The organism is Salinibacterium sp. NSLL17, assembly GCF_015864935.1.
In the GTDB taxonomy this organism is placed as follows: domain Bacteria; phylum Actinomycetota; class Actinomycetes; order Actinomycetales; family Microbacteriaceae; genus Rhodoglobus.
The window spans coordinates 148,693-175,027 of record NZ_JADYWH010000001.1; the positions used below are offsets into that span (position 1 = coordinate 148,693).

Consider the following 26,335-nt stretch of genomic DNA (forward strand, 5'->3'; position numbering starts at 1 on the left):
TTGCCTAACCCTAACGATCAGGAGGCCTTCTTCGTGGCAGCGATGTGGGCTGCGTATTCCGTGGCGCTGCGCTTCGGGATGCGCTCTTGAGTGTCGTAATCGACGTAAACAATGCCGAAACGTTTGTTGTAGCCCCACGCCCATTCGAAGTTGTCGAGGAGCGACCACACGAAGTAGCCGCGCACATCAGCACCGTCTGCAATGGCATCCGCCACAGCCTGGATGTGTTGCGCAACGTAGCTGGCACGCTGGGGGTCGTCGATCGTGTCGCCCTCACGAGTGTCGTCGTAGGAGGCACCATTTTCGGTGACGTACAGCGGCGGCAATGTGGGGTACTCCTTGCCCAAGCGCACAAGGAGGTGCTGCAAACCGCTCGGGTTGACTTCCCAGTCCATCGCCGTGCGAGGGAGGTCACGCGGGGGCATCGTAACGAACTCGCTGCCGACAAACATCGAGCGACCGGGCTTAGTGGTTGGCCGAAGTCCGGGTGCTGCATCAGCGGGAGCGGGATGCCCACTCACGTTGTCATCGTGGTAGTGGTTCACTCCCAAGAAATCGATGGGCGCCGAGATGATGTCCAAGTCTCCGGGCTGAACATACTGCTCGAAGTTGTAGTCGCGCATGTCTTCGAGCACGTCAGCCGGGTAGGCGCCAAGCACGAGCGGCTCTAAGAACATGCGGTTCCAGATGCCGTCGATGCGACGCGCAGCGTCGAGGTCAACAGGATCGTTCGGATCGTTGGGTACGGCGTTCGTGAGGTTCAGCGTGATGCCGAGCTCTATCTCGCGGCCCTTCGCGGCAGCAAGCTTGCGCAGGCGCTCGGCAGCCAAACCGTGAGCCAAGTGCTGGTGGTGCAGCGCGGCGAGGCCCTGATTCGGGTCAGTGAGGCCGGGAGCGTGCTCGCCCGCGATGTAGCCAATCAGCGACGAGCAGAGCGGCTCGTTGAAGGTTGTCCAGTGGCTGACGCGATCGCCGAGCGCGGTGTAGACAGCTTCGGCATAGTCAGCGAAACGGTACGCTGTTTCGCGGTTCGCCCATCCGCCCTTCTCCTGAAGTGCCTGTGGCAAGTCCCAGTGATAGAGCGTGAGCCACGGCAGGATGCCGGCCTCCAGCAGCGAGTCAACAAGACGACTGTAAAAATCGAGGCCCTCGGCGTTGGGCTCGCGGTCGCCGGGAACAACACGGGCCCAGCTGGTGGAGAAGCGGTAGGAGTCGAGCCCCAGCTTCTTCATCAACTGCACGTCGTCGTTCATGCGGTAGTAGTGGTCGACCGCAATTTCGGGGGTGTCTCCGTTGGCGACGGCGAGCGGCTGGCGGGCATAGTGATCCCAAATGGAATCCTCTTTGCCGCCTTCGTGAGCTGCTCCCTCGATCTGGGCAGCCGCGGTGGCAGATCCCCAGAGGAAGCCTTTCGGCCAGGTGGTGGTGAGAGTGTTCATTAGCCTTTTACTGCTCCTGCCATGATGCCCGAGACGAGTTGCCGTCCGGCGAGAATAAAGATGAGGAGCAGCGGCAAAGTGGCAAGCACCGCTCCCGAAAGCACGACCGAGTAGTCCACGTATTTTGCGCTCTGCAGTTGGCTCAGCGCAACCTGCAGGGTCGGATTTTGTGGTGCGACCAGCAGAGGCCACAAGTAATCGGTCCACGCGGTCATGAACGTGAAGAGTCCGAGGATCGCCATCGCGGGGCGAGCTGCCGGAATCCCGACGCTCCAGAAAGTGCGGAACATGTTGGCCCCGTCGACACGGGCCGCTTCGATGAGTTCGTCAGGGATGACATCCACCAAATATTGGCGCATGAAGAACACACCGAATGCTGTCACGAGCGTTGGCACGACAACAGCCCCGAGCGTGCCGGTCCAGCCGAGCTCTTTCATGAGCATGAACTGCGGGATGATGCCGAGCTGCGTTGGCACTGCGAGCGTCGCGATCACGAAGATCATGAGCCCTTCGCGGCCTTTGAAGCGCAGCTTGGCGAACGCATAGCCGGCGAGGGTCGAGAAGAAGATCACCGAGGTGGTGATGATCGTTGACACGATGATGCTGTTCAGCAGCGACTGCCAGAAGGGAACGGTCGAGAGAACTTCGCCGACGTTGATCCAGAAGCGACCGCCGGGCAGCAGCGGCGGCCAGGTTTCGGTGATGGCCGTGTTGTCGCTCGAGCCAACAACGTACGACCACCAGAGCGGGTAGGAGCCGCCGAGGAAGAGGGCCATCAGCAGGCCATAAACAAGGAAGCCGGGGCGTTCAGCGAGTCCGCGTGCACGGCCTCTGCTGCGGCGCTTCTCGTCGGCTACGGCCTGCTTGTCGGCGGCGCGATCGGGGGTTCGTGTGGGGCTCGTGGTGCTCATGAGCTCTTCTCCTCGTCTACGACGGATACCGCCGGCACAGCAGTGGGGTTGGCCGCGGTGGTGGCGCGGTAGCGCGCAAGCTTCTTAGCTCGACGCTTGGAGATGACCTTCACTTCGGTGGAGGCGATCTTGCGCGAGATCATGAAGTTCAGCAGTCCGATGCCGACGATGATCAGGAACAGCAGCCAGGCAATCGCCGAAGCCTTGCCAAAGTCTCCGCGGTTGAAGGCCATATCCCACAGGTACAGCACGGTGGTTTGGTACTCGCGATGGGCGCCGCCCAGGTTCGCGCTGGTGGGGTTGAAGAGCTTCGGTTCGGTGAAGATCTGCAGGCCACCGATCGTGGCGGTGATGATGACGAAGATCATGGTGGGGCGGATGCTCGGCAGCGTCATCGAGAAGAACCGACGCACGGCGCCCGCTCCGTCCAGGGATGCCGATTCGTAAATGTCGCGGGGAACGGCCTGCATTGCGGCGAGCAGGATGAGCGCGTTGTAGCCCGTCCAACGCCAGTTAACCATCGTGGCGATAGCGAAGTGGCTCGGGAATACTTCGCTCTTCCACAGCACCGGGTCGATATTGAACGAGGTCAGGATGTTGTTGATGAGCCCGTACTTTTCACCGAACGCACTCGAGAAGATGATGGCCACAGCAACCGGGGTCACGATGTACGGGATCAGGATGCTCATGCGCCAGAAGGTTTTGGCACGAAGGTTTTGGTCGAGCAGAGCCGCGATGAAGACGGCGGCGACCAGCTGCGGAATCGCGCTGAGCAGGAAGATGCTCATCGTGTTGAAGAGCGAATTCCAGAAGTAGGGGTCGTTGAGTTCGGCGACGTAGTTGTCGAAACCGATCCACTCGCCGGCACCGCTCAGGATGTCCCAGTCGTTCAGTGACACCACGAAGGTGTAGACGAGCGGGAAGAGCCCGATGAGTGCAAAGAGCACGAAGAAGGGGGCGATGTAAAGGTAGGGGGATGCCTTCACGTCGAGGCGACTCAGACGCTGCCGCCTGGTGAGCTGGGTGGTTGTGCGCGTGGAGCGCTTCTTCGCCTCACCTGAATCAGGTCGGGGCGGGCTCGTCATCGTCGTCATGAGATATCGCTTTCAAGAAGTGAGGCCCCCGGCAGAGGGGACGCCGGGGGCCTCAATTACTGCTGTGGACTAGTTGAGGTCGAGGTTCTTCAGAACCTCAATCGCGTTGTTCCACGCGGTGTCACCGTCAACGCCCGAGTCGAGTTCCTTGGTAGCGGGGCCGAAGACCTGCTCCTGGATAACTGAGTCGTTCGGGCCCTTGAACTGCGAGGTCACGCCTTCTGCACGCGATCCAAGGATCGTGCCGATGGGGGCATCGTTGAAGAAGGTGCTGAGCTCGCTGCCGCCGGTTACACCGTCGTCAGTCTGAGCTGCGATAACGCTGGGGAAGGTTCCTGCAGCCTGGAAGGCAGCAACTTCGGATTCAGCGGAGGTGAGGTAAGCGGCAAGCTTTGCTGCCTCTTCAGGGTGCTCAGACTGAGTCGGAACGGTCAGGAAGGCGCCGCCCCAGTTTGCTGCTCCACCGGGGAAGACATCTGCGAAGTCCCAGCCAGTGCTGGCGTCTCCGCCTGCTGCTTCAACCTGTCCCTTGACGACACCGAGCATCCAGCCGGGGCACATGAACGTAGCGAATGAGCCATCAGTGAAGGCCTTTCCCCCGCCCCAGTCCCACGCGCTCTGCTGGCTGGAGAGTCCAGCTGCTGCGCCATCGGCGAGCTTGTCCCACTGCGACTGCAGTGCGGAGTTGCCCTCGACGTTGATTTCGCCGTCAGCGGTGTAGTAGCCCTCGTCAAGCTGGTTGACCATGGCGTTCCAGACGAAGCCGGAGTGGTCGTAGAAGGCCTTGCCAGTTGCTGCGTTGTAGTCCTTGCCGACCTGGAAGAATTCATCCCAGGTTGCGTCGTCGCCACCGAAGAGCTCGGCAACGGCGTCGCGGTCAGACGGCATGCCGGCTTCTTCGAGAAGTGCGCCGTTGTAGCAGAGGCCTTCCGGTCCGATGTCGGTTCCGTAACCGATGATGCGGCCGTCGGCGTCGGTGCCCTGAGCGAGCTTCCAGTCGACCCAGCGGTCCTTGATGTCGTCTGCGCCATATTCGCTGAGGTCTACGAACGTGTCGGAGACCTGCATGACCTGGCCGAGCCATCCTTCTTCAACGGCCTGAACGTCGGCGAGACCGGCGCCTGCTGCCTGCTTGGTCTTCCAGTCGGTCAACGCGTTTCCACCGGTGTCGATGTTGGTTGCCTTGATGGTGATGTTGGGGTTGTCGGCTTCGTACGCTGCGTACAGTCCGTCGAGTCCCATCGTGCCGAAGGTGGTCACGGTGAGGGTGATGGGGCCATCGCTGTCTCCACCGTCAGTTGCTGAACAACCGGTGGCGAGAAGAGCGAGAGATGCTGCGCCGGCGACGGCTGCAACCATCTTGGTGCGTCGTTGAGATTTCACGGTCACTTCCTTGTGAATGAGGGTTATTGGTGTCCGAAAGAGACCCCCATCAGGAATGAGAGCGCTCTCACGATTGCAGACTGATCTTATGAGAGCGCTCTCTCAAATGTCAAGAGAGCGCTCTCATAAAAGTGAAAGTCATACGAATCGGTGCAAACGCTTGCTGTTGGCGCTTACTCCCAGGTGCTTGGCGCATCGGCGCGACTGACGGGCAGAGCAACATGGTCAGCCCACTCCTGAACCCAGTCGGGCATGACGGGTTGTTCGTCATCCCAACCAATGGTTTCGAGCAGTTCGGCAACGCTCACGGTGCCGCCAGAGCTCCGCAGGAAGCGGGCGCGGGTCATCGCCTGGGCGTAAATCTGGCCGTCGACCACAAAACGTTGCTCAACAAAGACGGCCTTGTCGTCGTAGCCGACAACGCGCGATTCGAGCTGGAACTTCTTCCAGAGATCGAGCGACTTGCGAAAGCTGATGGTCTCGTTGGCCATCACCGGGTAGAAACCCTTGGCTCGAAGCTTCTGCCAGCCGCCGGCACGGATCAGGAGGTCCATGCGACCGATGTCCATGATGGAGAAGTAGCGGCCATTATTCATGTGGCGCAGTAGGTCAACATCGGTCGGCAGAACCTTCATCGTCATGCTGCCCACATCGGTGATGCCGAGGGCCGATCGTCGCGTGCTGAGGATGCGGTGCAAGATGGTGCGGAAGATCAGGTTCACTCGCCCAGATTAGGTGAATCGTGATCGACTCCGTGAATCGTTTGTAGAGATGCTCTAGCGAGTTGAGCTATTTTGTTCCGGTAAAACGCACAACAGCCTGCACGGGCGTGTGATCCGATGGCCAGCCGCCCGCATACCGCGTGACGTTGATACCTGCCTCCATCACGGTCACATCGGGCGTTGCAAGAACCCAGTCAATCCGCTTGCGATTGTGCTTCGGCGGGCCGTAGTTGGGGAACGTGCCCCACACTTGGGTGAGACGCTCCTCGGCGGTGTTCCACGTGTCTACGACCAGTCCATTACCGGTGAGCTGGCTATAAGGGTGAGTGTCAGCATCCGTATTGAAATCGCCGGTCAGGATGCTGGGGTGCGGTGTCGCCTGCACGATGTTTCTCAACGCGTCGGCGGAGTGAAGGCGAGACGTGCGAGACCGGTGGTCGAGGTGAGTGTTCACAGCCTGAAAGTGGATGCCGGTGGCGAGGTCGCGGAAGATAGCTTCCACCACGACGCGAGGCGTGCGATTGCCCCACGAGACCGATCCCGGAACATTCGGAGTATCGGAGAGCGCCGACTGTCGCCATTCGACTACTTCCAGACGAGTGGAGTCGTAAAAGATGGGGCAGCCTTCGCCACCCGTGTTCCTCTCGCGACCATGGCCGAGAGAACGGTAGTGCTCCCCCAACGACTGGCGCACAAACCGCGCCTGAGTGAAGAGGGCTTCTTGCACGCCGACCAGCGTCGGTTGTTCGGCGAGGAGGAGGCGTCGCATTAAGGGCTGACGGTGCCGCCACTGGTCGGGATTGCGCGGCAAAAGCTTCGGCAGGCGCCGACGGATGTTGTAGCTCATCACATGCAGACCGGGGGCGTCGATGGGGCCGATCATCGAGCTACCGCGCGGAGGGAACGCCAGCTGGGGCTCACGCTCCGGGGCGAGCGCAGAAAAGTGCTTCGACCGTGGGGTGGTGATTCCCGTCATAGTTCAAGCCTAGGGCGTGGTCTGGCGTTTCGGTGGGGTCGGGCGCGTGAAATGCCTTGCCGATAAGCGTGCTCGATATGCGCGGTAGCGGCACGTGTCACCGACGATGTCGCTTGCCGGCCATATTCTGATCGAGACATGTACCTACTCACCGATACCGCTCTCGTGACGAGCGCCAGCGATCTGACCCAAGCGTCGAACTGCGAATTTGGGTTTCTGCGCGTGCTCGACAAGCGGCTGGGGCTCTCTACCGATCGCCTGCCCGCTGACGATGCCATGTTGGAGCGGGCGGCCGAGCTGGGAAACGTTCATGAGGCACGGTTGCGGGATCGCTATCGCGCAGAGTTCGGTGACGCGATGGTCGAGTTCGATAAACCTCCGGGGCGCGACGCCGCTGTTCTGCGTGACTATGCCGCGCGCACGCGTGATGCGCTACTGGCCGGCGCACCCGTCGTTTTTCAGGGCGTCTTCTTTGACGAAACCGACCCCGAGTCGCCGTTCATTGGCTACGCCGACTTTCTCGTCAAGCAGCCCAACGGCGAGTATCGCGTGGTCGACTCGAAGCTGTCACGTCACGTGCGGGTCACCGCGCTGCTGCAACTGGCGGCGTACCACGAGCAACTTCAGAAGCTCGGCGTTGCCGCTGATGGCACCGTCGAGTTGATTCTTGGCAACGACGCCTCCGAGCTCGCCGCAGTGGCCGACATCGCCCCCGTCTTTCGACGTCGTCGGGCCCGCATGCACGCGATCATCGCCGAACATCGCGCCGAAGGTAAGCCGGTCGACTGGCACGATGAGCGGTACGCGCGGGATGGCCGGTGCAAGTTCTGCACGGAACCCGCCAAGAAAGCCGACGACCTGTTTACCGTCGCGGGGCTGCGCGCCGGTCAACGTACGAAGTTTCTGGCGGCGGGCATCCGCACCCTCACCGACCTCGCCGAGACCTCTGAGCGTCCCGAAGAACTGGCCATCCCGAAAGCCAGCTTTGCCAAGCTCCATCTGCAGGCCAAGCTGCAGCACACTGTCGATCCGGCCGACAGCCACGCCATCCCACCCGTCGTTGTCGTTGACCCGCGGCCGATCGCGAACCTGCCCGCACCCAACGCCGGCGACCTCTTCTTCGACTTCGAGGGCGACCCAATGTACTCCGAGCCGGGAATCGGCGGAGTGCCACGCTGGGGCCTTGACTACCTCTTCGGCTGGGTCGATGCCGCGGGCGAGTTCGATTGTCTGTGGGCTCACTCCCAGGCCGAGGAACGGATCGCGCTGCGGGCGTTCCTGGACTTCGTGACCGAGCGGCGGCAGCAGCATCCGGGCCTCCACATTTATCACTACGCCAGCTACGAGAAGACGCACCTGCTGAGCATCGCCGCCCGGCACGGCGAGGGTGAGGATGTCGTCGACCAGTTGCTGCGCGATGGCGTGCTGGTCGACCTGTATCCGATCGTGCGGGGCGCGCTGCGCATCGGGACGCCGTCGTATTCGATCAAGAAACTTGAGCCGCTCTACATGGGTGACGAGGAACGTGCCGGAGTGACGAACGCTGCCGACTCCATCGGTGAGTACGTGGAGTCGAGTGTGGCGGCCGCGAACGGCAACGTGCAGCGCGCGACCGAGATTCGCGATGCGATCGCCCGCTACAACGAGTACGACTGCGTTTCGACGCTCAAGCTGCGCGATTGGCTCCGGGCTTTGCCTGAGGTGCAGGGCGTGAAGGTGGAGCCGGTCGAGGAGGAATTCGAGGGCAAGGTCTTCGAACCCAGCGCGCTCGACATTGCGTTGCAAGCTCTCGGCGATAACGCTGAACGAGCGGACGATCATCCGACCGCTAGTGCGTATCGCATGGCCGCCGCGGCGATCGATTACCACCGGCGCGAGGTCAAGAGTTTTTGGTGGGAGCACTACGACCGCCTCGAGCAACCGTCGGAGTTGTGGGAAGACACTCGTGGGATGTTCGTCGTCGATGGCGCCCAGCTGGATCGCGATTGGCATAAGGAGGGGCGGCAGCGCACCGAGCGTCGTCACCTTTATCTCCGCGGTCAATGGGCACCGGGGAGTAGTGCCCCGCGCCCAGGCGGCGACGTCTTTCTGGTCTACGGCGACCCGCTGCCGTATCTTCCGCCGGGCCATCGTGCCGGTGCGCGCCTCGCCCGCGGGGTTCGTTTCGCTGACCCCGCCGAAGATGAGGGCGGCATTTTCGTTATCGAAACGCGGCCCGACGACATTCCGGCGTGGGATGAAATCCCCACGCACCTCACGCCAGGCCCGCCACCCCGCGCCGACAGCATCGTTGCCGCGATCGAAGCGTGGGGTGAGACCGTCGTGGCGGCCGCTCCCGAATGGCCGGACGACGCAATGTCTGACCTGCTGCTGCGCAAGGCTCCCGCCGAGGTGAGCGCGCTTGAACCCATGACGAGTGCGGATGATGGGGTGCGCGCCGTGATCGCCTCGCTGCTGTCGCGGGAGAGTGGCTACCTCGCGGTGCAGGGCCCACCCGGCACCGGCAAGACGTACCTCGCTGCGCACGTTATTCAGCGGCTGGTCGAGAAGCATCACTGGAAGGTCGGCATCACGGCGCAGTCGCACAAGGTGGTCGAGAACGTTCTCGACGCTGTGGTTCTCGATGCGAGCCTTGATCGGGACCTTGTCGCGAAGGCGGTGCCGGGAGAGTTCGGCGTTGGCTACTACGCCGATGGTCCGTTCAGCGAGTTGCCGGCGAATGGCCACGCGGGTTTTGCGCGCGAGCACGACTCGGAGGGTTACGTCATCGGCGGCACGGCCTGGGACATGACCAATCGCAAGCGGGTGCAGGCCAACCAGCTCGATCTGCTCGTCATCGATGAGGCGGGCCAGTTCTCCCTCGCGAACACGATCGGTGTTGCCGCGAGCGCGAAACGCATTCTGCTGCTGGGTGACCCGCAGCAGCTCCCCCAGGTGAGCCAGGGCATCCACCCGGCACCGGTCGATGGTTCGGCGCTCGGTCATGTGATCGGCGAGCTGGCGGTGCTGCCGGATGATTTCGGCTACTTCCTCGAAGAGAGTCGCCGCATGGATGAGGCGGTCACGCACCCCGTCTCGCTGCTCTCCTATGACGGCCTGCTGCGCTCGCACGCGTCAACGGCGGGGCGGATGCTCGAGGGCTTCGCCCCCGGCCTGCACTCGGTGCCGACCACTCACGTCGACAACTCCACGTTCTCTGCCGAAGAGGCGGACCGCGTGGTGGAGCTGGTGCGTGAGCATCTCGGAGCGCTGTGGACCTCCGAAGCCGGTGGTAAGGCGAAGCCGCTCGCTGAGGACGGCATCATTGTGGTGACGCCGTACAACGCTCAGGTGGAACTCCTCCGTGGCCGCCTCGACGCTGCCGGCTATTCGCGCGTCGTCGTGGGCACGGTGGACAAGTTTCAGGGCCGCGAAGCGGTCATCTCGATCGTCAGTCTCGCTGCCTCGAGCGCCGACGATGTACCCCGCGGTCTCGACTTCCTTCTCTCCCGCAATCGCCTCAACGTGTCGATCTCGCGCGCGCAGTGGGCCGCGTATCTCGTCTACTCGCCAGCGCTGCTCGATTCGCTGCCGCAGTCGGCGGAAGGGGTCGCGACGCTGAGTCGGTTTATTTCGTTGGTTGAGGGTGCCTGAGACGCCTGATGAAAAGGCCAAACCGGGCTGCCGCAACTAACTAATCCCCGCGCACCCCAAACAGCGAAACCATGGCCGGTTCCACTTCCGCACGCGAGATGTGCCCCGCCACCACGAGCTCGGCTAGCCCATGCACGACGCCCCACACTGCGGTCGCGAGCGCAGCCGCGGGAGCCTGCTGCTCGGGCGGGAGTAGTGCGGCTGTTGCGCGCGCCAGAACGCCTTCCGTTTGCTCGAGTAGGGGTTTCATTTCGGCGCTGGGCGACCCGGGGATGCACACGCTCGGGTCATAGATGAGGCGAAAGCGCTCGGGGAAGTCGGCCGCGTACCCGACGTAGGCAGCTCCGATTGCGACAGCGTGCGCCCGCGCCGAATCCGCGGATGCTTGTCCCTGCCCCTCAGCCGAGTCCTGCTCCTCCACGGCTTGCAGGGTGCTCAGCAGCTCGCCCATGCTGCGCTCACTCAGGCGCTTGAGCAGCGCGGCTCGATCGCCGAAGTGATGGTACGGCGCGTTGTGGCTCACGCCCGCGGTGCGCGCGACTTCGCGCAAACTCAGCGAAGCGTGCCCCTGGGTGCGCATGAGTTCGAGCGCCGCGTTTTCGAGCGTCGGCCCGAGGTTGCCGTGGTGGTACGCAGAATCGGATCTTGACACGAGCAACATCGTACCCCTAGAGTCAAAGCGAGCAATCTAGACAGTGTCCAGATTGCCTCGACATGCCCCCGAGCCGCTGCCCAATGCAGCTCGGTACCCCATCCGATTCACCATCCCTTGGAGCGACATGAACACTCTTATCATTGACGGCCACCCCAATCCCGACTCTTTGTGCGCCGCCATCGCCTCCGCCTATGCCGAAGGCCACGGCGACGCCGCCGTTGTGGCCCTGCGCGATTTGCAGTTCGAACCGAGCCTGCGCTTCGGCTACACCCGCCGCCAAGAACTCGAGCCCGACCTTGAACGCGCTTGGCAGTTGCTGTTGGATGCCCGGCACGTCGTTGTGGTCACGCCCGTCTGGTGGGGCTCCGTCCCGACGCTGCTGAAGGGTTTCTTCGACCGACTCCTCCTGCCGCGCCGCGCCTACCGAATCAGAAAAAATGGAACCCCCGAAGGCCTGCTCACCGGGCGAACCGGGCGCGTCATCGTCACCGCCGACTCCCCCTCCTGGTATCTCCGGCTCGTCGGCGACACCACGGTTCGACACGTCCGCGACCGCACGCTTGCCTTCTGTGGAATCAAGCCCGTGCATACAACACGGTTCGGCCCGGTGAAGAATTCGACGCTCGAGCAACGCGAGGGCTGGCTGGCAAAATCCGCGAGCCTCGGTGAAACGGATGCTGCGCGACTAGCCAGAAAGCGCCCGACAGGTAGCGCTACAGAAGCAACCGCCGCCGAACGCGTGGGCGCACGCTGAAGGACTCGCACGCCACTAGTGCCCGCGATGATCCTGAATCGTCATGCGCGGCCCGAAGGCTGGCTTGCGAAACCCGGATGCCGTGATGAGTCGCACGACGCGTTGCCGGTGACCGCGCCAGGGCTCGAGCAGTTCGAGCATCCGCTCATCGTCGACGGGTTCGCCAATCAGCGCCCAGCCCACAACGGCGGCCAGGTGGTAATCGCCAACGCTCGGGCTGTCGGGGTCGGCGTGGGAGCGCTGCATGGTTTCGGCGGCCGTCCACACGCCAACGCCCACGACTGATCGCAGCGCGGCTTCAATGCGCGGCCCGCCACGCCCCCAGTCGGCGGTGCGCTCGAGGGATGCCGCCACTTGCGTCGCGCGCATTACGGTCGCCGAACGCTGTGGCCCGACCCCCGCGCGGTGCCACTCCCACGACGGAATTCGTGCCCAGCCCTGCGGCGTCGGCACCACGCGCATCCCGGCCGGGGCAGGCCCGGGCGCCGGCGAACCATGCTTGGTGACGAGGATGCGCCACCCCCGCTTCACTTCAATGCCCGTAACTTTCTGCTCGAGAATCGCCATCACGAGCGCCTCGAACACAAGCTTGGTGCGCGGCAAACGCAAGCCGGGATTCTGACGCTGAGCTTCAGCGGCGAACGGAAGCGCCGATATGTCGAAGTCGCTCCAGTCGTCGCCCTCCCCCAGCAGCTCGGGAACGCTGGCGATCGCCCACTCAGCTCCGGCGCCCCACGCGGTGCAGTCCACATGCGACTGGTGCTGCACGAGACGCAGAGTCGCGGGGCCGTGCGGCGTGAGCATCGTGCGCCAGGTGCCCGCGTCGTCCACTCGCATCGTCGGGTCACCGACACCGCGCTTGAGTGGTCGCAGCGTCGCACGAACATCAACGGGCCGCCCGGGCGCAAAACGCATGCGCACCGGCTCGTCGACGGCGAGCGCTTCGGTCATGAGCCCTAGATTACGCGCCACCCCTGACGTAGAGTTTGGCTCATGATCTGGCTCGCGATAATGACTCTCAGCGGGGCAAGCCTCGGCATCTATCAAGCGCTCGCGATGGTGCCGAAAGTACGAGCGTTGCCCTTCATCGGTCAAGCGCTGATCATCGCGGGGCTGATCGTGTGGCCCAACATTCCGCCCAACGACGTTATCGCTCCGGCGTGGCTCAACTTCGCTGGTGTTGCAGCTTTTGTGATCACTATGGCGAGCGCATCCACTTTGTATTCGGCCAAGCTGTGGATGGATTACTTTCCCGAGGCGGGCCTCACGTACCGGGAGTTTGCGTGGCGAGACTTCACCGGCTCCTTTTACATACGGCAGCAGTACGCGGCGATGCTTGCCGACCGCGAAGAACTGCGGGCAACTTGGGACTACGACGGCCGCGGCGCGATCAGGCCAGCGAATGACGAAGCCAGCACCAATGAGCCCTAGATTACGCGCCACCCCTGACGTAGAGTTTCACTCATGATGTGGTTGGTTGTTGCAGCGGTGATCGGATTGATCACGGGGGTTCTGTCGTGCGAAGCACGCACTCCCACCTATAGGCCCCTCCCCAACCTCGTCATTCTCATGGTGGGCATGGGCGCGGTAATCGTCATCACCGCAACAACAGGAGGCCACGGGTTGATGAGCTACGCCTTTCTTGGTGGCCTGATCATTACCCAAGTTGTCTACGCGCCACGGGTCTGGCTACGAGTCTTCCCCGAATCCGGCTTCAGCTACTGGCAGCTTGTTGCGCGCCAATTCACCAACCCCCGCGACCTGCGCAAGGAGTACGCGGCGATGCTCGGCGAGCGCGCAGACCAGAACGCGGCCGCTCGCTAAACTGCGCTCATGCTTCTCTTTCTGGGCGCGATCGTCGCGGGGCTCCTCATCGGCACCCTGCACGCGAAGGTTCGTGTTCCCGCAGGTCGGCGCCTCACCCGCGCAGGCACCGTCATCCTCGCGCTAGCCGGCGCCGCGGCAGTTCTGGTGCTGCGCCCCGATGGCTCGTCATTGCAACTGAGCTTCGCCACCCTCGTTGCCTACGCCGTGTGCTTCGGCCTGGCATCTGCCGTAGTGAGAGGGCTGCTCTGGCACCGTTTGCTCCCCGACTCCGGGCGCACCGCCGTGCAGACAATCGGCCGCAGCTTCTTGCACACCGACGAAATCTACGACGAATGGATGCTCTTCCTCCAGTCCGAGATCGCCGCCACCGCAGCCGGCGAAAACGCTCCCCGCCGGTAGCGACTGATGTTCTGGTTTGTGACGTTTCTCGCGATCGGCATCGCGACCGGTGTAGCTCTGAGCGGCGCACGAACGCCCGTCATCCGTCACGTCCGCATGATCGGTGTCGTTGCCATCGGCACCGGGCTCGTACTGCTCATTCTGTTCAACTCGACGGCATCGTCAGAACTCACCTTCGTCTATGCCATCGCCGTTGCCCTCAGCGAGTTGACCTGGACGGCGCGAACATGGACTCGCCTGTTTCCTGAGTCAGGAATGAGCTTTCGCGATCTCTTTCTCGACGAACTCGTCGCTCCGAACCGGGTACGGATCGCCTATGCCCAGATGCTCCTCGAGCGCGAAGGCGATCCCCTCGGCGCAGACCCCGAAACACCCGTCGAAGCAGAAGACGCTACGAACGACGAGCCGAACGACACGGATGATCCGGATGCCGGCCCGCCACCACCAGCCCCGCGCAGCTCGCCCAGCTAACAGCCGTAAACTTGCCCCGTGGCTGTTCCCAAGATCCTTCTCTTCTACGTGTTCACGCCGCTGGCCGATCCGGAGGCTGTGCGGTTGTGGCAGCGCGACCTCTGCGAGTTCCTCGGGCTCGGCGGTCGCATCATCCTCTCTAAAGACGGCATGAATGGCACCGTCGGCGGCGAGCTCAAAGACATTAAGCGTTACGTGCGCAAGACGCGGGAGTATCCGGCGTTCAAGAACATCGACTTCAAGTGGAGCGAGGGCCAGGGCGACGACTTCCCGAAGCTCAGCGTGAAGGTGCGCGACGAGATCGTGAGCTTCGGCGCCCCCGGTGAGTTGAAGGTCGACGAGAACGGCGTGGTTGGCGGCGGCACGAAACTCAGCCCCGAAGAGCTGCACGAGCTCGTTGCCCGCAAAGAGGTCACCTTCTTCGACGGCCGCAATCCCATCGAGGCTGCGATCGGCAAATTCACCGATGCGATAGTTCCGGATGTCGCAACCACTCGTGACTTCGTCGCCGAACTCGACAGCGGCAAGTACGACCACCTGAAAGACAAGCCCGTCGTCACGTACTGCACGGGCGGCATCCGCTGCGAAGTGCTCTCCTCTCTTATGCGCAGTCGCGGATTCGGCGAGGTCTACCAACTCGAGGGCGGCATCGTTCGCTACGGCGAAAAGTACGGCGACTCCGGCCTGTGGAACGGTTCGCTCTACGTCTTCGACAAGCGCATGGCCATCGACTTCACGGCAGACACCGAAGCGATTGGCCGCTGTTACCAGTGCGGTGCGGCAACCAAACGGGTCGAGAATTGCCACAACAAGGCCTGCCGCGAGCAGTTCGTGGTGTGCGATGAGCACGCAGACTCCGTGGCGTGTGCCGCGCATCCGATCACAGAAGCGGCAATCAGCCAATAAAGCGACGCGGCGCTACGAACCAGATCGTGGCTCGGAAACGCACAAAAATGCGCCATGATGGGTTCATGAAGATCGGAATCCTGACCAGCGGTGGCGACTGCCCCGGGTTGAACGCAGTTATTCGCGGCATCGTGCTCAAGGGCACGCAGGTCTACGACAAAGAGTTCGTCGGCTTCCGCGACGGTTGGCGTGGAGTCGTTGAAGGCGACGCCATGCCCCTCACGCGCAAAGACATTCAGGGCATCTCCAAGCAGGGTGGCACCATTCTGGGCACCTCGCGCACGAACCCCTTCGAGGGCACCGACGGCGCAGACACTGTGCGCGAAAACATGGAACGCCTCGGCGTTGACTCCCTCATCGCCATCGGTGGCGAAGGAACTCTCGCTGCCGCCAAGCGGCTGACGGATGCCGGAATCAAGATCGTCGGAGTCCCCAAGACGGTAGACAACGATCTTTCCGCCACCGACTACACGTTCGGCTTCGACACTGCCACGCAGATCGCGACCGACGCCATGGACCGCCTGCGCACCACCGGCGACTCGCACGGCCGCTGCATGGTTGCTGAAGTAATGGGCCGCCATGTTGGCTGGATCGCTCTGCACTCGGGCATGGCTGCCGGCGCCCACGCGATCCTCATCCCCGAACAAAAGACCTCGATGGCTCAGATTGTGGAGTGGGTCACTTCGGCTCGCGACCGCGGTCGTGCCCCTCTCGTTGTTGTTGCCGAAGGCTTCACCCTCGATACCATGGACGACGCCCACTCCGAGCGCGGCCTCGACGCCTTCGGTCGCCCCCGCCTCGGCGGAATCGGCGACCAGCTTGCGCCCGAGATCGAAGCTCTCACCGGCCTCGAAACTCGCTCAACTACTCTGGGTCACATCCAGCGCGGTGGAACTCCCAGCGCCTACGACCGCGTGCTCGCCACTCGCTACGGCCTCGCCGCCGTCGACGCGGTCATCCACGGTCGCTGGGGTCGCATGGTGTCGCTGCAGGGTACCGAGATCACCAACGTGGCGTTCGAAGATGCCCTCGGCAAGCTCAACACGGTGCCGCAGTCGCGCTACGACGAAGCTGCGATTCTCTTCGGCTAAACCTGCTTTCTGACTCAGAACCCAGCCTCCGGTTCTAGGCTGACGGTATGTGGCGTGGAATCGAAGTAGTCAAGAACGAGTCCGACCGACAAACTCCGGCGCACGTCGAGCTCTCTGAGCAACTGGATGACAGCATCCTGATGCCCGGAGATGTCACGATCGATGTCGAGTTCTCCAGCCTGAACTACAAAGACGGCATCGCCCTCACCGGCAGACCTGGCATCGTTCGCGCCCCGCGCCTGATCGCCGGTATTGACCTCGTCGGCGTTGTCGCCGAGTCGACGGATGACCGCTTTAGTGCTGGTCAGCGTGTGTTGGTTAACGGCTGCGGCCTTAGTGAAACCCACCATGGTGGTTTCGCGGAGCGTGCGCGCGTTCCCGGCGATTGGGTCGTTCCGGTGCCCGCAAGAATCAGCAATCATCAGGCCGCCGCCATCGGCACGGCAGGGTTCACGGCCATGCTCTCCGTGCTCGCCATCGAGCGTGGAGGCGTCTCCGGCGAGGTTCTCGTCACCGGTGCCGCCGGCGGAGTGGGGTCTGTGGCCATCGCCCTGCTCAACAAGCTCGGCTACAGCGTGACGGCATCCACTGGTCGCGAAAGCGAACACGACTACCTGCGCGCCCTAGGCGCCACCACCATCATTGACCGCGCCGAACTCAGCGCCGAACCCAAAGCCCTCATGAAGCAGCGCTGGGATGGCGCCATCGACGCCGTCGGTGGCACCACTCTGGCCTCGGCGATCGCCGCCACCCAGTACGGCGGAACGGTGACCGCGTGCGGCAACGCTCAATCGAGCGATCTACACACGAGCGTGATGCCCTTCATCTTGCGCGGCGTGAGCCTCGTCGGCATCAACTCGGTCTTCACTCCGCGAGCACACCGCCTCGAAGCGTGGGAACGCCTTGAGCGCGATCTCAACCTCAGCTTGCTCGAGAGCACGACTTCCACGATCGGGCTCAGCACCGCTATCGCGGCCGGAGAAGACATCATTGCGGGGCGCATCCGCGGTCGAACGGTCATCGACGTGCACGGCTAAGCATTCCGGCTGTGCCACACTTTTGAGCATGAACACTGCTTTAGCCATCCTCGGATCAGCTTTTATCTTTCTCGCCGCGCTCGTGCACCTCATGATTTTCTTCATGGAGAGCGTGCTCTTTCACACGCCTCGCGTGCAGCAGATCTTCGGCGTGAAGCCTCACGAAGTGGATGCCGTCAAACCCTGGGCCTACAACCAAGGCTTCTACAACGTCTTCCTCGCTCTCGGCGCCGGAACGGGTCTCGTGCTCATGGGCACCATCAACCTGTGGCCAGCTGGCATTGCGCTCGCCATGTTTGGCGCACTCAGCATGGTGCTCGCTGCGATCGTGCTTGTCACTTCGCAGCCCAAGACGATGCTGCGTCCCGCGATCGTTCAGGGCACCCCGCCACTGCTCGGAATCATCTTCTTGGTACTGGCCCTCAACGTCGGCTAAGACGGCACGATCGGGCGGCAACCGCCACCCAGGATATCGTCCACCTTCGCCCGCTGGCGGGCCTCACCACCCGCTAGCGGCGCAGGTACTCCACGAGCGTCTCGACGAGAGATTCGCTCGAGCGGTCTTCGGCGATCACGTGCACGGTGAGTCCAGCGGCACGCGCGTCGAACGCCGTGCGCGGTCCGATGCAGGCGACGATGGTGTCGTCGGGCAGCGGCGCGAGTTGCTCGGCCACTTGACGCGCGACTGAGCCAGAGCTGATCAGCACGGCTCCGATGCGACCGGATGCAACATCCTCCCGCACCTTGTCAGCCACAGGCACTCCGACGGTGCTGTACGCCGAAACGCTCACTACCTTGTGACCGAGCGCACCGAGCCCATCGATGAGAGTCGTATCGGCAAGGTTCGATTGCGGTGCCAGAACCCGCAGACCTGGTGATGCATCGGGCCACTCTTTGACGAGCCCGCGACCGGAGTTATCGAACTCGGGAACGAAATCGACCCGGTGTCCGGCAAGCATGAGTGCGCTGGCGGTGGTTTCTCCCACAGCAGCGATCTTGGTGTTTTCGGGGATCTTGACGTCGCTCGCGATCAACACATCAACGGTGGTCGCGCTCGTGACAGCGATCCAGTCGAACTGCCCATCATTGAGTTCATGAAAGGCGTTGGCGAGCGCGGCGACATTCTCCGAGGGCGCGAAATTAATGAGGGGTGCGATCACGGGAATGCCCGAGTGACCCCTCAAAAGTGCTGCGACGCTGTCGCCCCAATTGCCTCCGCGCGGGACGAGCACGCGCAAACCATCGAGTGCTTTTCTTGCCATGCTCTCTATACTCCCCCTGTTGGGGAGTCAGACGCTAATCGAGCTAGTCGTCGTCGCTGAGAATTGCCCATGCAACGACAGCAACTACAGAGACTGCGGCCGCTGCTGCGCCAATAATCCACGGCAGCGGGTTGCTCTCGTACGAGTTGCGCACGGTGGTTGCAACTTCATCAACACGCTTGCCGACGTTGAACTTATCTTCGATCGCGTCGAGTGTTTTTTCGAGTTCGGCGCGGGCCTGCTCGATGCTCTTGTTGGTGTCCTCAGACATTATGACCTCCGCTTTCGGGTGCCTTTGATGGCACGAACGTCGCTCTTAATACTTTCAATCGTTTCGGTGGGTGCCGGCGGGGTTCCCTTTTTGACGAGCGCAACGCCCGCCAACACAAGGATCGCCACAATCAGCAGCAGGATGCCGGCCACGATTAGCGCGGCGGCCCAGGCTGGCACTACTTCAGCAAAGCCAAGCACGGCAGCGGCAATGAGAACCATCAGTGCGAACAGCGCGACAAACGCGGCGCCGACAAACAGTCCGATGCCAATGCCCGCGTGCTTGAGCTTGTCGACCATCTCGCTCTTGAGCGATTCGATCTCTCCGCGCACGAGGTCGCCGAGAAGGCGAGGCACGTCGGCGATTAGTGCAGCCAGTGACCGCTTGGGGTCGCGCTGCGAGTCTGTATTCGGTGATTCACCGTACATGGCAGCCCTACTTCGAGTTGGTGGACTTCGTCGTGGATGCCGCTGACGAAGACTTCTTGGCGGCAGGCTTCTTCTTGGGAGCGCTGCTGGTGGTCGTCACTTCTTCTGACGCCGACTTGTTGCTCTTGCTGGAGGCAACCTGCTTGACGACCTTCTTGGCGCCGTCTGCAAGGAACTCCGCAACATCCGGAGCCTTGTCTTTCACAAAGTCTTCAGCGTTATGGCGTTGCTGCGTAATGCGGGGATCGTTCCACAGCTTGCCTGCCGTGGCCTTGATCTTTTCGTACTTTTCGCGGCCAGCGCGGGTTCCGAGCACGTAGCCGATGCCGAGTCCTACTACTAGGAGGATCTTGCCCTTCATGGTGAACTCCATTTCGTTGCCGGTTGGTTCTTCCAACATACTCGCGATAACTGCAGACGGTGGTCAGCTTTTTCTGTTATCGCAGGTAACTAGTCTGGAGCATATTCTCAGATTGGCATAGGGCAACGTCCAGAACTCACACAGAGTTTACAGACGAGTCATTGTGGCGAACGGAATCACGCTCCGGGCCCACGCGAGCCCAGCATCCCTTCTCGCTGTTACTGCGGGGCGGATGCCGCGGCGGCAGCCTTCGCGGCGGCGGGCAGTGCCTCGACAATCTTCGAGACCACGCCATCGTCGTGGGCTGCCGAAACGAACCACGCCTCAAACACACTCGGAGGCAGTGACACCCCCGACTCCAGCATGGAGTGGAAGAAGGGTGCGTAGCGGTAGCCCTGCTGGGCCTTCACGTCGGCAAAGTTCATGGGCTCGGCGCCGCTGAACACGAACGAGAACAGGTTGCCCGCGTGCTGCACAACGTGCTCAACACCCTCGGCGGAGAGTGCGGCAGACGTTTCGGTCGAAAGCGTTTCGGCAACCTGGTTGAGCCGCGAATACACGGCGTCGTCGGCGAGCCGAAGCGTAGCGAGGCCCGCAGCGACGGCGACCGGGTTTCCGCTCAGGGTGCCTGCTTGGTAGACCGGGCCGAGTGGAGCCAGCAACTCCATGATGCGAGCCGAACCACCCAAAGCGGCCAACGGCATTCCGCCACCGATGACCTTGCCAAAGGTGAAGAGGTCGGGGACCCAGCGCGCGTCAGGGGCTTCGGGGTTGGCGGCTGCTGCGGCACGAGCATCCAAGCCCCAGTAGCCAGCGGGGTCGACGCGGAAGCCCGTGAGGACTTCGTCGCTGATGGCGAGGGCGCCGTGCTCGTGGGCGATGCGCACGATGGCTTCGTTGAAGCCGGGTTGTGGCGCCAGAACGCCCATGTTCGCGGCGGCGGCTTCGAAAATGACACCGGCGATGTCGTGGCCGTGTTCGGCGAAGACCTGCTCGAGGGCGGCAACGTTGTTGTACTCAATAACGAGAGTTTGGGCTGCGGTCTCGGCGGTGACTCCGGCCGAGCCGGGCATCGAGAGCGTCGCAAGGCCAGAACCGGCTTCAGCCAGAAGCCCGTCGGAGTGACCGTGGTAGTGCCCGGCGAACTTCACGAGCAGGCGACGACCAGTAGCGCCGCGAGCCAAACGTATAGCCGTCATGGTCGCTTCGGTGCCGGTGGAAACGAGGCGCAAGCGTTCGATCGGGCTCACTCCCCCAACGCTGATGCGCGCACGCACGAGTTCGGCGAGCTCGGTCTCGGCGGGAGTGGATGCTCCAAAGCCGAGGCCGCGCGACGCTGCCTGCTGAACGGCGTCGATCACTTCGGGATGAGCGTGGCCGAGGATGGCGGGGCCCCAGGAGTTGACGAGGTCGATGTACGACCGGCCCTCAACATCCGTCACGTACGAGCCGGAGGCTTTCACGTAGAAACGGGGCGTTCCGCCGACGGAGCCGAACGCACGCACGGGCGAGTTGACGCCGCCGGGCAGCACGCCGCGAGCGCGGTCGAACGACTGTTGGTTGGTGACGGGGGCGGACGGGGTGTTGGACGTGGTGTCGCTCATTCGCGTAGCCATTCTGCAAGTTCGGTTGCGTAGTAGGTGAGCACCGCTTCGGCGCCGGCCCTCTGGATGCTGAGTACTGATTCTTCAATAGCGCGGCGGCGGTCGATCCAGCCGTTCGCTGCGGCGGCTTCGATCATCGCGTATTCGCCGGAGACTTGGTACGCCCACACGGGCACGCTGCTGATGGCGCTGGCGTCGGCCAGCACGTCGAGGAAGCTCATGGCGGGCTTCACCATCACGACGTCGGCACCCTCGTCGATGTCGAGTTCGACTTCGCGCACGCCCTCGCGGCGGTTGGCGGGGTTCTGCTGGTAGGCACGGCGATCGCCCACGAGCGAGGACTGCACGGCTTCACGGAACGGCCCATAGAACGCCGAGGCGTATTTGGCGGCGTAACCGAGCAAGGGGGTGTCAGTGTGGCCGGCGGTGTCGAGCGCGTCGCGCACGGCGGCAACTTGGCCGTCCATCATGCCGCTGAGCCCGAGCAGTTGCGAGCCGGCTTCGGCCTGAGCCACACCCATCTCGCGGTAACGCTCGAGTGAAGCGTCGTTGTCGACGACGAGTTCAGTCACGCCAGTGACAGGGTGAGTGCGCTCGCGCAGCACACCGCAGTGACCGTGATCGGTGAATTCGTCCAAGCAGAGATCGGTTTGCACGACGAGGGCGTCACCGGCCTCGGCGACGGCCGCGCGCGTAGCGACGTTGAGGATTCCGTTGGGGTCAATTGCTCCCGAACCTTCGGCATCCTTGTGCTCAGGAACGCCGAAGAGCATCACGCCACCGACACCCAGCTCGGCGGCTTCGGCAATCGCGCGGCGCATGGAGTCGAGCGAATGCTGCTGCACGCCCGGCATCGAACTAATCGCGGCAGGCTCGGTGAGCCCTTCGCGCACAAACATCGGCAGAATCAGCTGGTTCGGGTGGGTGCGGTTCTCGGCGACGAGACGACGCATCGCCGGGCTCGACCGCAAACGGCGGGGGCGGATGATCACGCTCGTGCCCCGGTAAGTTCCCCAGCGCCCTGTGCCAAAAGATCGTCGGCGACCCGCTGTGCTGCCTCGCGCGCCGGGTCGTCCACATCGTTGACGTACAGCGCGTGCGAGCTGGTGAGGTAACGGGAGCCATCGAGGGCGTAGACCCGCGCATCCAAGAACAACAGGCCGTCGTCGATCACGGCGTGCGCTCCGAGAGGAGCCGAGCATCCGGCGTCGAGGAAAGCGAGAACGTAGCGTTCGGCGTCAGTCTTCGTGCGGCTGGGTTTGTGGTCGAGCACTGCCGCGAGCTTCTCTTCACCCGTGCGAGTTTCGATCGCCAGGGCGCCCTGGCCGGGAGCGGTTGGCCAGCCCGAAATGCCGAGGTGCTCGGTGACGGCCGCCGAGCGACCGGCACGCGCGAGGCCGGCAGCGGCGAGGATGACGGCATCCAGTTCGCCGTTGGTGACTTTGTCGAGGCGTGAATCGATGTTGCCACGAATGTCGACGACCTCAAGGTCGGGGTAGAGCGAGCGCAGCTGAGCCTGGCGACGCGGCGAACCGGTGCCGACCGTGGAACCAGCGGGCAGCGTCGCGAGGGTGAGCTCATCGCGAGCACACACCACATCGCGCTCGTCGGCACGCTTGGGGATAGCCGCGATCGTGAGACCGGGCACGGGAGCGGTCGGAAGATCTTTGAGCGAGTGCACGACAACATCGCACTCCCCCGCGAGCAGCGCTTCGCGCAGAGCATTCGCGAACACACCCTGCCCGCCGATCGTGGAGAGCGATTCTGTTGAGCGGTCACCCTGAGTGGAGATCGGAATGATTTCCGTCTCCACGCCGGTCTTGCTTTCGAGCTGGCGTGCCACCGTGGTGGTCTGCGCCATTGCGAGTGTGCTGCCTCTGGTGCCAATACGAATTACGGTCACGGTGCTACCCCCGCGGCTGCCGGCTTGAAGCCGAGCCGCACGTTTTCACAGCATCCGGGACGACAGACGTCGTACCAGGGGCCGATTGTTGTTAGTGCGGGGCGGTCTGCCACCGGCACTCCGTCGCGGCGCTCCAACACGAGGTCAATAAGACCCGTGACGAACGCCGGATGTACGCCGGGCGTAGGAACGCGAACGGCAACCATGTTGTGGCCTCCCGCAGTTTCCAACGCTTCGGTGTCGAGATCCCACTTCACTTCCATGTGGTCGGAGATGAATCCGACCGGAACGATGACAACCGCTTCGATGCCATCGGCGGCGAGCGCATCAATCGCATCGTTGATGTCGGGCTCCAGCCACGGCATCGAGGGCGGGCCACTGCGCGACTGATACACGAGGCTGTGGGCCGGCAGCGTGCTGGCGGAAAAGTCTTCCGCCTGCGCCGCCATGACTACTTCTGAGACCGCGAGGTGCTGTGCCGCGTAGGCACCGCCCTCTCCGAAACCGCGCGACTCCGGGCCGCTCTTGGCGGCATCCGTCGAAGGAATCGAGTGGGTCGTGAAGAGCACGTGCGTCTTCTCGGGCGCAATGCCCTTGGCGGCGATCTGAGCGAGACCGTCACGAACGCCGTCGATGAACGGCTGAACGAAACCGGGGTGGTCGAAGAACTGACGCACCTTGTCAATCTGGATCGTGCCTTCGAGACCAGTCTGCTCAAGGGCGATTGCGTAGTCTTCGCGGTACTGGCGGCAGCTGGAGTACGAGCTGTACGCACTCGTGCCCACGGCTATGAGCTTCTTGTAGCCGCGCTCATTGGCTTCGGTGAGCGCATCGCTCAAGTAGGGATTCCAGTTGCGGTTTCCCCACAGCACGGGCAGGTCGATTCCGCGGCGAGCAAGCTCGGCTTCGAGCGCTGCCTTCAGCTCACGGTTCTGGTCGTTGATCGGGCTGATGCCACCGAACGCGCGGTAGTGATGCGCGACCTCCTCGAGGCGCTCTTCGGGGATTCCTCGTCCGCGCGTGACATTCCGCAGGAACGGGATGACATCGTCTTGACCCTCAGGCCCACCAAAACTTGCGAGGAGAATGGCGTCGTAGGCCACGGGCTCCTCGACGTGTTCAGGACCGGATGCCGCGGCATCCGTTGCACCAAGAACGTGGGTCATGCCAGCACCTCAGAGATCTCGTCGAGAGTGATGCGGCGGCCCGTGTAGAAGGGGACCTCTTCGCGCACGTGCAGGCGAGCATCCGTCTGACGGAGGTGACGCATGAGGTCGACAAGGTCAACGAGTTCGGGAGCTTCGAGCGCGAGCATCCACTCGTAGTCTCCGAGCGCAAAGCTCGCGACAGTGTTGGCGAGAACCTGGGGCATCTCCGAACCCTTGATGCCGTGGTCGCGGAGCATCGTGCTGCGCTCGGCGTCGGGCAATAGGTACCACTCGTAGCTACGAACGAAGGGGTAAACGGTGAGCCAGGCTTCTGGCTCTTTGCCGCGCATGAACGCGGGCATGTGGCTCTTCGAGAACTCGGCGTCGCGGTGAACACCCATGGCGTTCCAGGTGGGAAGCAACGAGGCAAGCGGGTCGCTGCGACGCAGTTCGCGCAGCGCCCACTGAATGTCTTCGGGGTTGCTGCCGTGCAACCAAATCATGATGTCGGCATCGGCGCGCATGCCTGAAACATCATAGAAACCGCGGATGGTCACTCCGCGAGCTTCGACAGCGGCCACGGCCTTGTCGAGGTTGCCGGCGAGCGCCGGACGGTGCGGATCACGACGGAGAACCGCCCACAGTGTGTAACCCAAAACTTCAGTGGACTCGTCGACGTCTGTCATGTCTTCCATTCTCTCCCGCGCCTTCTGGGCACACTGGGAAAATACCGTGAGTTAGGTGAACCTAACTATTCTATCTCTTCGGCTGCCTCGGCGGCGGGCTCGGTAGCTGCCTCGGTGGCGGGCTCCTCGGCGGCGAGCGCCAGCAGGCGATCGGCCGTGGCGTTGGCGTGCGTGACGATGCCAGCCAGCCCGGTTCCGCCGACAGTTTCGCCGACAACGACTACGCCATCCGTGCGCTCAGCGGCGGCGAGCGCGGCCGGGCGAACCCATTCGCGACGAGCAAAATCAATGACCGACTCTGGCGGTAGCGAGACCCCGAGCAGCACTTCGGCATCGCGACGAGCGACGTCGGCAAACTCTCCGTCCGGCACCTCGTTGTACGAGAGGCGCACAACGTGGCGGCCATCCGCCTGCTCTTTCAGCCACTGCCATTTCGCCGTCGCATGGGTGAGTGCGCGAGCGGAAACGGCGGTGCAGCCGGGGGCGACGAGCACTCCTGAACCGCGGGGTTCGGCATCCAACGCGGGCGCATCAAGCACGAGGGTTGCGAGCGTGACGGTGCGGCCACGAACCGGGGCGAGGATGCCGGGAGCGGCCACAATGACGGTGCCGTCAAGGTCGGCGAGCTCGTCGGCACTCTCAATGCGCCGGTCGAGCTCGACAATCACGCCGTAGGTCTTCAGATCGGCGGCCAGCTCAGTGACGAGGCGATTGATTCCGCCCCGGATGCCCTGAACTGCTGTTCCGGCCGGCATCGCGCCACGCATCGAACGCACCGCTGCCGCCAGCGACCCGTGGAGGGCGAGGCGTTCCTTGAGCGTTGCAACGCGGTCGAGCGGAAGATCGTCGGGGTGCAGCGAGTACACGCCGTGCACGATAGGGGCGACCAGTTTCTCGACAACGGCCTTGCCCATGCGGCGACGAACGAGAGCACCGAGCGACACGTCAGTGCGCTTTCCGAACCACGGAATCAGAGAATCGAGTTGCGCACGCAGAGCGCCGCCCATGCCCAGAACTGCGATCGTCTGAGCGTCGAGCGGTGTCGCCGGAATACCCAAGATGCCGGTGCTGGGCAACGGGAGGGCCGCGCCATCCACGGGCTGCAGCCAAGCACCTTCGTCGCTCGGTGAAACGATGTCGTCGCCAAGACCCAGCTCGCGAGCGAGGTCGGCAACAGTATCGCCGCGGGTGGCGAAGCTTTCGGCTCCGGCATCCAGATTGATACCGCCGACAAGGTGGGATGCCACGGTGCCGCCGAGATGATCGCTTGCCTCGATAAGGCGCACGGTTCGCCCCGCCATCGCGAGCTTGCGCGCGGCTACGAGCCCCGCGATGCCGCCGCCGACGACGGTGAATTCTGTCGTGCTCACGCTC

28 protein-coding genes are annotated in these 26,335 nt (G+C 63.2%); 10 read left to right on the forward strand and 18 right to left on the reverse strand.

The window, feature by feature from the left end; translation table 11 throughout:
• Positions 1–17: 17 nt before the first annotated feature.
• The 6 genes from I6E51_RS00725 to I6E51_RS00750 all read right to left on the reverse strand — a co-directional run bounded on the left by I6E51_RS00725 (position 18) and on the right by I6E51_RS00750 (position 6,525).
• Positions 18–1,439, reverse strand: a complete 1,422-nt coding sequence (locus I6E51_RS00725; RefSeq protein ID WP_197109119.1) for a GH1 family beta-glucosidase — start codon at positions 1,437–1,439, stop codon at positions 18–20.
• On the reverse strand, positions 1,439–2,350 hold the full coding sequence (locus I6E51_RS00730; protein WP_197109120.1) for a carbohydrate ABC transporter permease: 912 nt from the start codon (positions 2,348–2,350) through the stop codon (positions 1,439–1,441). The genes I6E51_RS00725 and I6E51_RS00730 overlap by 1 nt, the downstream gene beginning before the upstream one ends.
• Positions 2,347–3,444, reverse strand: a complete 1,098-nt coding sequence (locus tag I6E51_RS00735) for a carbohydrate ABC transporter permease (RefSeq protein WP_197109121.1) — start codon at positions 3,442–3,444, stop codon at positions 2,347–2,349. The genes I6E51_RS00730 and I6E51_RS00735 overlap by 4 nt, the downstream gene beginning before the upstream one ends.
• A 69-nt stretch (positions 3,445–3,513) precedes the next feature.
• Positions 3,514–4,827 carry an ABC transporter substrate-binding protein gene (locus tag I6E51_RS00740; RefSeq protein ID WP_197109122.1) on the reverse strand — a complete coding sequence of 438 codons (1,314 nt, stop codon included), beginning with the start codon at positions 4,825–4,827 and terminating at the stop codon, positions 3,514–3,516.
• A gap of 173 nt (positions 4,828–5,000) precedes the next feature.
• Positions 5,001–5,549 carry a thioesterase family protein gene (locus I6E51_RS00745; RefSeq protein WP_197106961.1) on the reverse strand — a complete coding sequence of 183 codons (549 nt, stop codon included), beginning with the start codon at positions 5,547–5,549 and terminating at the stop codon, positions 5,001–5,003.
• A 67-nt stretch (positions 5,550–5,616) separates the two neighbouring features.
• Positions 5,617–6,525 carry an endonuclease/exonuclease/phosphatase family protein gene (locus tag I6E51_RS00750; protein ID WP_197109123.1) on the reverse strand — a complete coding sequence of 303 codons (909 nt, stop codon included), beginning with the start codon at positions 6,523–6,525 and terminating at the stop codon, positions 5,617–5,619.
• Positions 6,526–6,663: 138 nt separating this feature from the next.
• Between I6E51_RS00750 and I6E51_RS00755 the strand changes: the two genes are divergently transcribed.
• Entirely contained in the window at positions 6,664–10,158 is a 3,495-nt protein-coding gene (locus I6E51_RS00755) for a bifunctional RecB family nuclease/DEAD/DEAH box helicase (protein WP_197109124.1), read from the forward strand.
• A 40-nt stretch (positions 10,159–10,198) separates the two neighbouring features.
• Here I6E51_RS00755 and I6E51_RS00760 read toward each other — a convergent pair whose 3' ends face one another.
• A complete protein-coding gene (locus I6E51_RS00760; protein WP_307783741.1) occupies positions 10,199–10,810 on the reverse strand; it encodes a TetR/AcrR family transcriptional regulator in 612 nt (203 codons plus the stop codon).
• 127 nt (positions 10,811–10,937) lie between these two features.
• On the opposite strand from I6E51_RS00760, the gene I6E51_RS00765 reads away from it, so the two are divergent.
• Entirely contained in the window at positions 10,938–11,567 is a 630-nt protein-coding gene (locus I6E51_RS00765; RefSeq protein ID WP_197109126.1) for an NAD(P)H-dependent oxidoreductase, read from the forward strand.
• A gap of 15 nt (positions 11,568–11,582) precedes the next feature.
• Here the strand turns inward: I6E51_RS00765 and I6E51_RS00770 are convergent, their stop codons facing one another.
• On the reverse strand, positions 11,583–12,518 hold the full coding sequence (locus I6E51_RS00770; RefSeq protein WP_197109127.1) for a DNA-3-methyladenine glycosylase: 936 nt from the start codon (positions 12,516–12,518) through the stop codon (positions 11,583–11,585).
• A 42-nt stretch (positions 12,519–12,560) separates the two neighbouring features.
• On the opposite strand from I6E51_RS00770, the gene I6E51_RS00775 reads away from it, so the two are divergent.
• The 8 genes from I6E51_RS00775 to I6E51_RS00810 all read left to right on the forward strand — a co-directional run bounded on the left by I6E51_RS00775 (position 12,561) and on the right by I6E51_RS00810 (position 17,734).
• Positions 12,561–12,998 (forward strand): hypothetical protein, encoded by a 438-nt coding sequence (locus I6E51_RS00775; protein ID WP_197109128.1) that lies wholly within the window; start codon positions 12,561–12,563, stop codon positions 12,996–12,998.
• A 33-nt stretch (positions 12,999–13,031) separates the two neighbouring features.
• Positions 13,032–13,391 carry a hypothetical protein gene (locus I6E51_RS00780; RefSeq protein ID WP_197109129.1) on the forward strand — a complete coding sequence of 120 codons (360 nt, stop codon included), beginning with the start codon at positions 13,032–13,034 and terminating at the stop codon, positions 13,389–13,391.
• Between the two features lie 9 nt (positions 13,392–13,400).
• Positions 13,401–13,793, forward strand: coding sequence for a hypothetical protein (locus I6E51_RS00785; RefSeq protein ID WP_197109130.1), 393 nt, complete (start codon positions 13,401–13,403; stop codon positions 13,791–13,793).
• Positions 13,794–13,811: 18 nt separating this feature from the next.
• Complete coding sequence (locus I6E51_RS00790) at positions 13,812–14,264, forward strand: hypothetical protein (RefSeq protein WP_197153683.1); 453 nt, start codon at positions 13,812–13,814, stop codon at positions 14,262–14,264.
• Positions 14,265–14,282: 18 nt separating this feature from the next.
• Positions 14,283–15,170, forward strand: a complete 888-nt coding sequence (locus I6E51_RS00795) for a rhodanese-related sulfurtransferase (RefSeq protein ID WP_197109132.1) — start codon at positions 14,283–14,285, stop codon at positions 15,168–15,170.
• Between the two features lie 65 nt (positions 15,171–15,235).
• A complete protein-coding gene (locus I6E51_RS00800) occupies positions 15,236–16,261 on the forward strand; it encodes a 6-phosphofructokinase (RefSeq protein WP_197109133.1) in 1,026 nt (341 codons plus the stop codon).
• Positions 16,262–16,308: 47 nt separating this feature from the next.
• On the forward strand, positions 16,309–17,298 hold the full coding sequence (locus I6E51_RS00805; protein ID WP_197109134.1) for an MDR family oxidoreductase: 990 nt from the start codon (positions 16,309–16,311) through the stop codon (positions 17,296–17,298).
• A gap of 28 nt (positions 17,299–17,326) precedes the next feature.
• Positions 17,327–17,734 (forward strand): DUF1304 domain-containing protein, encoded by a 408-nt coding sequence (locus I6E51_RS00810; RefSeq protein ID WP_197109135.1) that lies wholly within the window; start codon positions 17,327–17,329, stop codon positions 17,732–17,734.
• Positions 17,735–17,807: 73 nt separating this feature from the next.
• Here the strand turns inward: I6E51_RS00810 and I6E51_RS00815 are convergent, their stop codons facing one another.
• The 10 genes from I6E51_RS00815 to I6E51_RS00860 all read right to left on the reverse strand — a co-directional run bounded on the left by I6E51_RS00815 (position 17,808) and on the right by I6E51_RS00860 (position 26,331).
• On the reverse strand, positions 17,808–18,560 hold the full coding sequence (locus I6E51_RS00815; RefSeq protein WP_197109136.1) for a uroporphyrinogen-III synthase: 753 nt from the start codon (positions 18,558–18,560) through the stop codon (positions 17,808–17,810).
• A 43-nt stretch (positions 18,561–18,603) separates the two neighbouring features.
• The gene (locus I6E51_RS00820; protein WP_197106945.1) at positions 18,604–18,831 is read right to left on the reverse strand and encodes a DUF3618 domain-containing protein; all 228 of its coding nucleotides are present in this window, start codon (positions 18,829–18,831) and stop codon (positions 18,604–18,606) included.
• The gene (locus tag I6E51_RS00825) at positions 18,831–19,259 is read right to left on the reverse strand and encodes a phage holin family protein (protein ID WP_197109137.1); all 429 of its coding nucleotides are present in this window, start codon (positions 19,257–19,259) and stop codon (positions 18,831–18,833) included. Before I6E51_RS00825 ends, I6E51_RS00820 begins: the two co-directional genes overlap by 1 nt.
• Before the next feature lie 7 nt (positions 19,260–19,266).
• Positions 19,267–19,620 carry a YtxH domain-containing protein gene (locus tag I6E51_RS00830; protein ID WP_231599612.1) on the reverse strand — a complete coding sequence of 118 codons (354 nt, stop codon included), beginning with the start codon at positions 19,618–19,620 and terminating at the stop codon, positions 19,267–19,269.
• Between the two features lie 218 nt (positions 19,621–19,838).
• Positions 19,839–21,224 carry a glutamate-1-semialdehyde 2,1-aminomutase gene (locus tag I6E51_RS00835; RefSeq protein ID WP_197106942.1) on the reverse strand — a complete coding sequence of 462 codons (1,386 nt, stop codon included), beginning with the start codon at positions 21,222–21,224 and terminating at the stop codon, positions 19,839–19,841.
• A complete protein-coding gene (gene hemB / locus I6E51_RS00840; RefSeq protein ID WP_197109138.1) occupies positions 21,221–22,216 on the reverse strand; it encodes a porphobilinogen synthase in 996 nt (331 codons plus the stop codon). Before hemB ends, I6E51_RS00835 begins: the two co-directional genes overlap by 4 nt.
• A complete protein-coding gene (hemC, locus tag I6E51_RS00845) occupies positions 22,213–23,127 on the reverse strand; it encodes a hydroxymethylbilane synthase (RefSeq protein ID WP_197106940.1) in 915 nt (304 codons plus the stop codon). The genes hemB and hemC overlap by 4 nt, the downstream gene beginning before the upstream one ends.
• Positions 23,124–24,293, reverse strand: a complete 1,170-nt coding sequence (locus tag I6E51_RS00850; RefSeq protein ID WP_197109139.1) for a ferrochelatase — start codon at positions 24,291–24,293, stop codon at positions 23,124–23,126. The genes hemC and I6E51_RS00850 overlap by 4 nt, the downstream gene beginning before the upstream one ends.
• Entirely contained in the window at positions 24,290–24,970 is a 681-nt protein-coding gene (hemQ, locus tag I6E51_RS00855) for a hydrogen peroxide-dependent heme synthase (protein WP_197109140.1), read from the reverse strand. The genes I6E51_RS00850 and hemQ overlap by 4 nt, the downstream gene beginning before the upstream one ends.
• A 56-nt stretch (positions 24,971–25,026) precedes the next feature.
• Entirely contained in the window at positions 25,027–26,331 is a 1,305-nt protein-coding gene (locus I6E51_RS00860; protein ID WP_197109141.1) for an NAD(P)/FAD-dependent oxidoreductase, read from the reverse strand.
• Between the last annotated feature and the right edge of the window lie 4 nt (positions 26,332–26,335).

Excerpts from the sequence above, each read along its gene's own strand:
- I6E51_RS00725 (WP_197109119.1), bottom strand. The coding sequence starts at position 1,439 with ATGAACACTCTCACCACCACCTGGCCGAAAGGCTTCCTCTGGGGATCT.
- I6E51_RS00730 (WP_197109120.1), bottom strand. The coding sequence starts at position 2,350 with ATGAGCACCACGAGCCCCACACGAACCCCCGATCGCGCCGCCGACAAG.
- I6E51_RS00735 (WP_197109121.1), bottom strand. The coding sequence starts at position 3,444 with ATGACGACGATGACGAGCCCGCCCCGACCTGATTCAGGTGAGGCGAAG.
- I6E51_RS00750 (WP_197109123.1), bottom strand. The coding sequence starts at position 6,525 with ATGACGGGAATCACCACCCCACGGTCGAAGCACTTTTCTGCGCTCGCC.
- I6E51_RS00755 (WP_197109124.1), top strand. The coding sequence starts at position 6,664 with ATGTACCTACTCACCGATACCGCTCTCGTGACGAGCGCCAGCGATCTG.
- I6E51_RS00765 (WP_197109126.1), top strand. The coding sequence starts at position 10,938 with ATGAACACTCTTATCATTGACGGCCACCCCAATCCCGACTCTTTGTGC.
- I6E51_RS00770 (WP_197109127.1), bottom strand. The coding sequence starts at position 12,518 with ATGACCGAAGCGCTCGCCGTCGACGAGCCGGTGCGCATGCGTTTTGCG.
- I6E51_RS00775 (WP_197109128.1), top strand. The coding sequence starts at position 12,561 with ATGATCTGGCTCGCGATAATGACTCTCAGCGGGGCAAGCCTCGGCATC.
- I6E51_RS00780 (WP_197109129.1), top strand. The coding sequence starts at position 13,032 with ATGATGTGGTTGGTTGTTGCAGCGGTGATCGGATTGATCACGGGGGTT.
- I6E51_RS00785 (WP_197109130.1), top strand. The coding sequence starts at position 13,401 with ATGCTTCTCTTTCTGGGCGCGATCGTCGCGGGGCTCCTCATCGGCACC.
- I6E51_RS00800 (WP_197109133.1), top strand. The coding sequence starts at position 15,236 with ATGAAGATCGGAATCCTGACCAGCGGTGGCGACTGCCCCGGGTTGAAC.
- I6E51_RS00805 (WP_197109134.1), top strand. The coding sequence starts at position 16,309 with ATGTGGCGTGGAATCGAAGTAGTCAAGAACGAGTCCGACCGACAAACT.
- I6E51_RS00810 (WP_197109135.1), top strand. The coding sequence starts at position 17,327 with ATGAACACTGCTTTAGCCATCCTCGGATCAGCTTTTATCTTTCTCGCC.
- I6E51_RS00815 (WP_197109136.1), bottom strand. The coding sequence starts at position 18,560 with ATGGCAAGAAAAGCACTCGATGGTTTGCGCGTGCTCGTCCCGCGCGGA.
- I6E51_RS00820 (WP_197106945.1), bottom strand. The coding sequence starts at position 18,831 with ATGTCTGAGGACACCAACAAGAGCATCGAGCAGGCCCGCGCCGAACTC.
- I6E51_RS00825 (WP_197109137.1), bottom strand. The coding sequence starts at position 19,259 with ATGTACGGTGAATCACCGAATACAGACTCGCAGCGCGACCCCAAGCGG.
- I6E51_RS00830 (WP_231599612.1), bottom strand. The coding sequence starts at position 19,620 with ATGAAGGGCAAGATCCTCCTAGTAGTAGGACTCGGCATCGGCTACGTG.
- I6E51_RS00835 (WP_197106942.1), bottom strand. The coding sequence starts at position 21,224 with ATGAGCGACACCACGTCCAACACCCCGTCCGCCCCCGTCACCAACCAA.
- I6E51_RS00850 (WP_197109139.1), bottom strand. The coding sequence starts at position 24,293 with ATGACCCACGTTCTTGGTGCAACGGATGCCGCGGCATCCGGTCCTGAA.
- hemQ (WP_197109140.1), bottom strand. The coding sequence starts at position 24,970 with ATGGAAGACATGACAGACGTCGACGAGTCCACTGAAGTTTTGGGTTAC.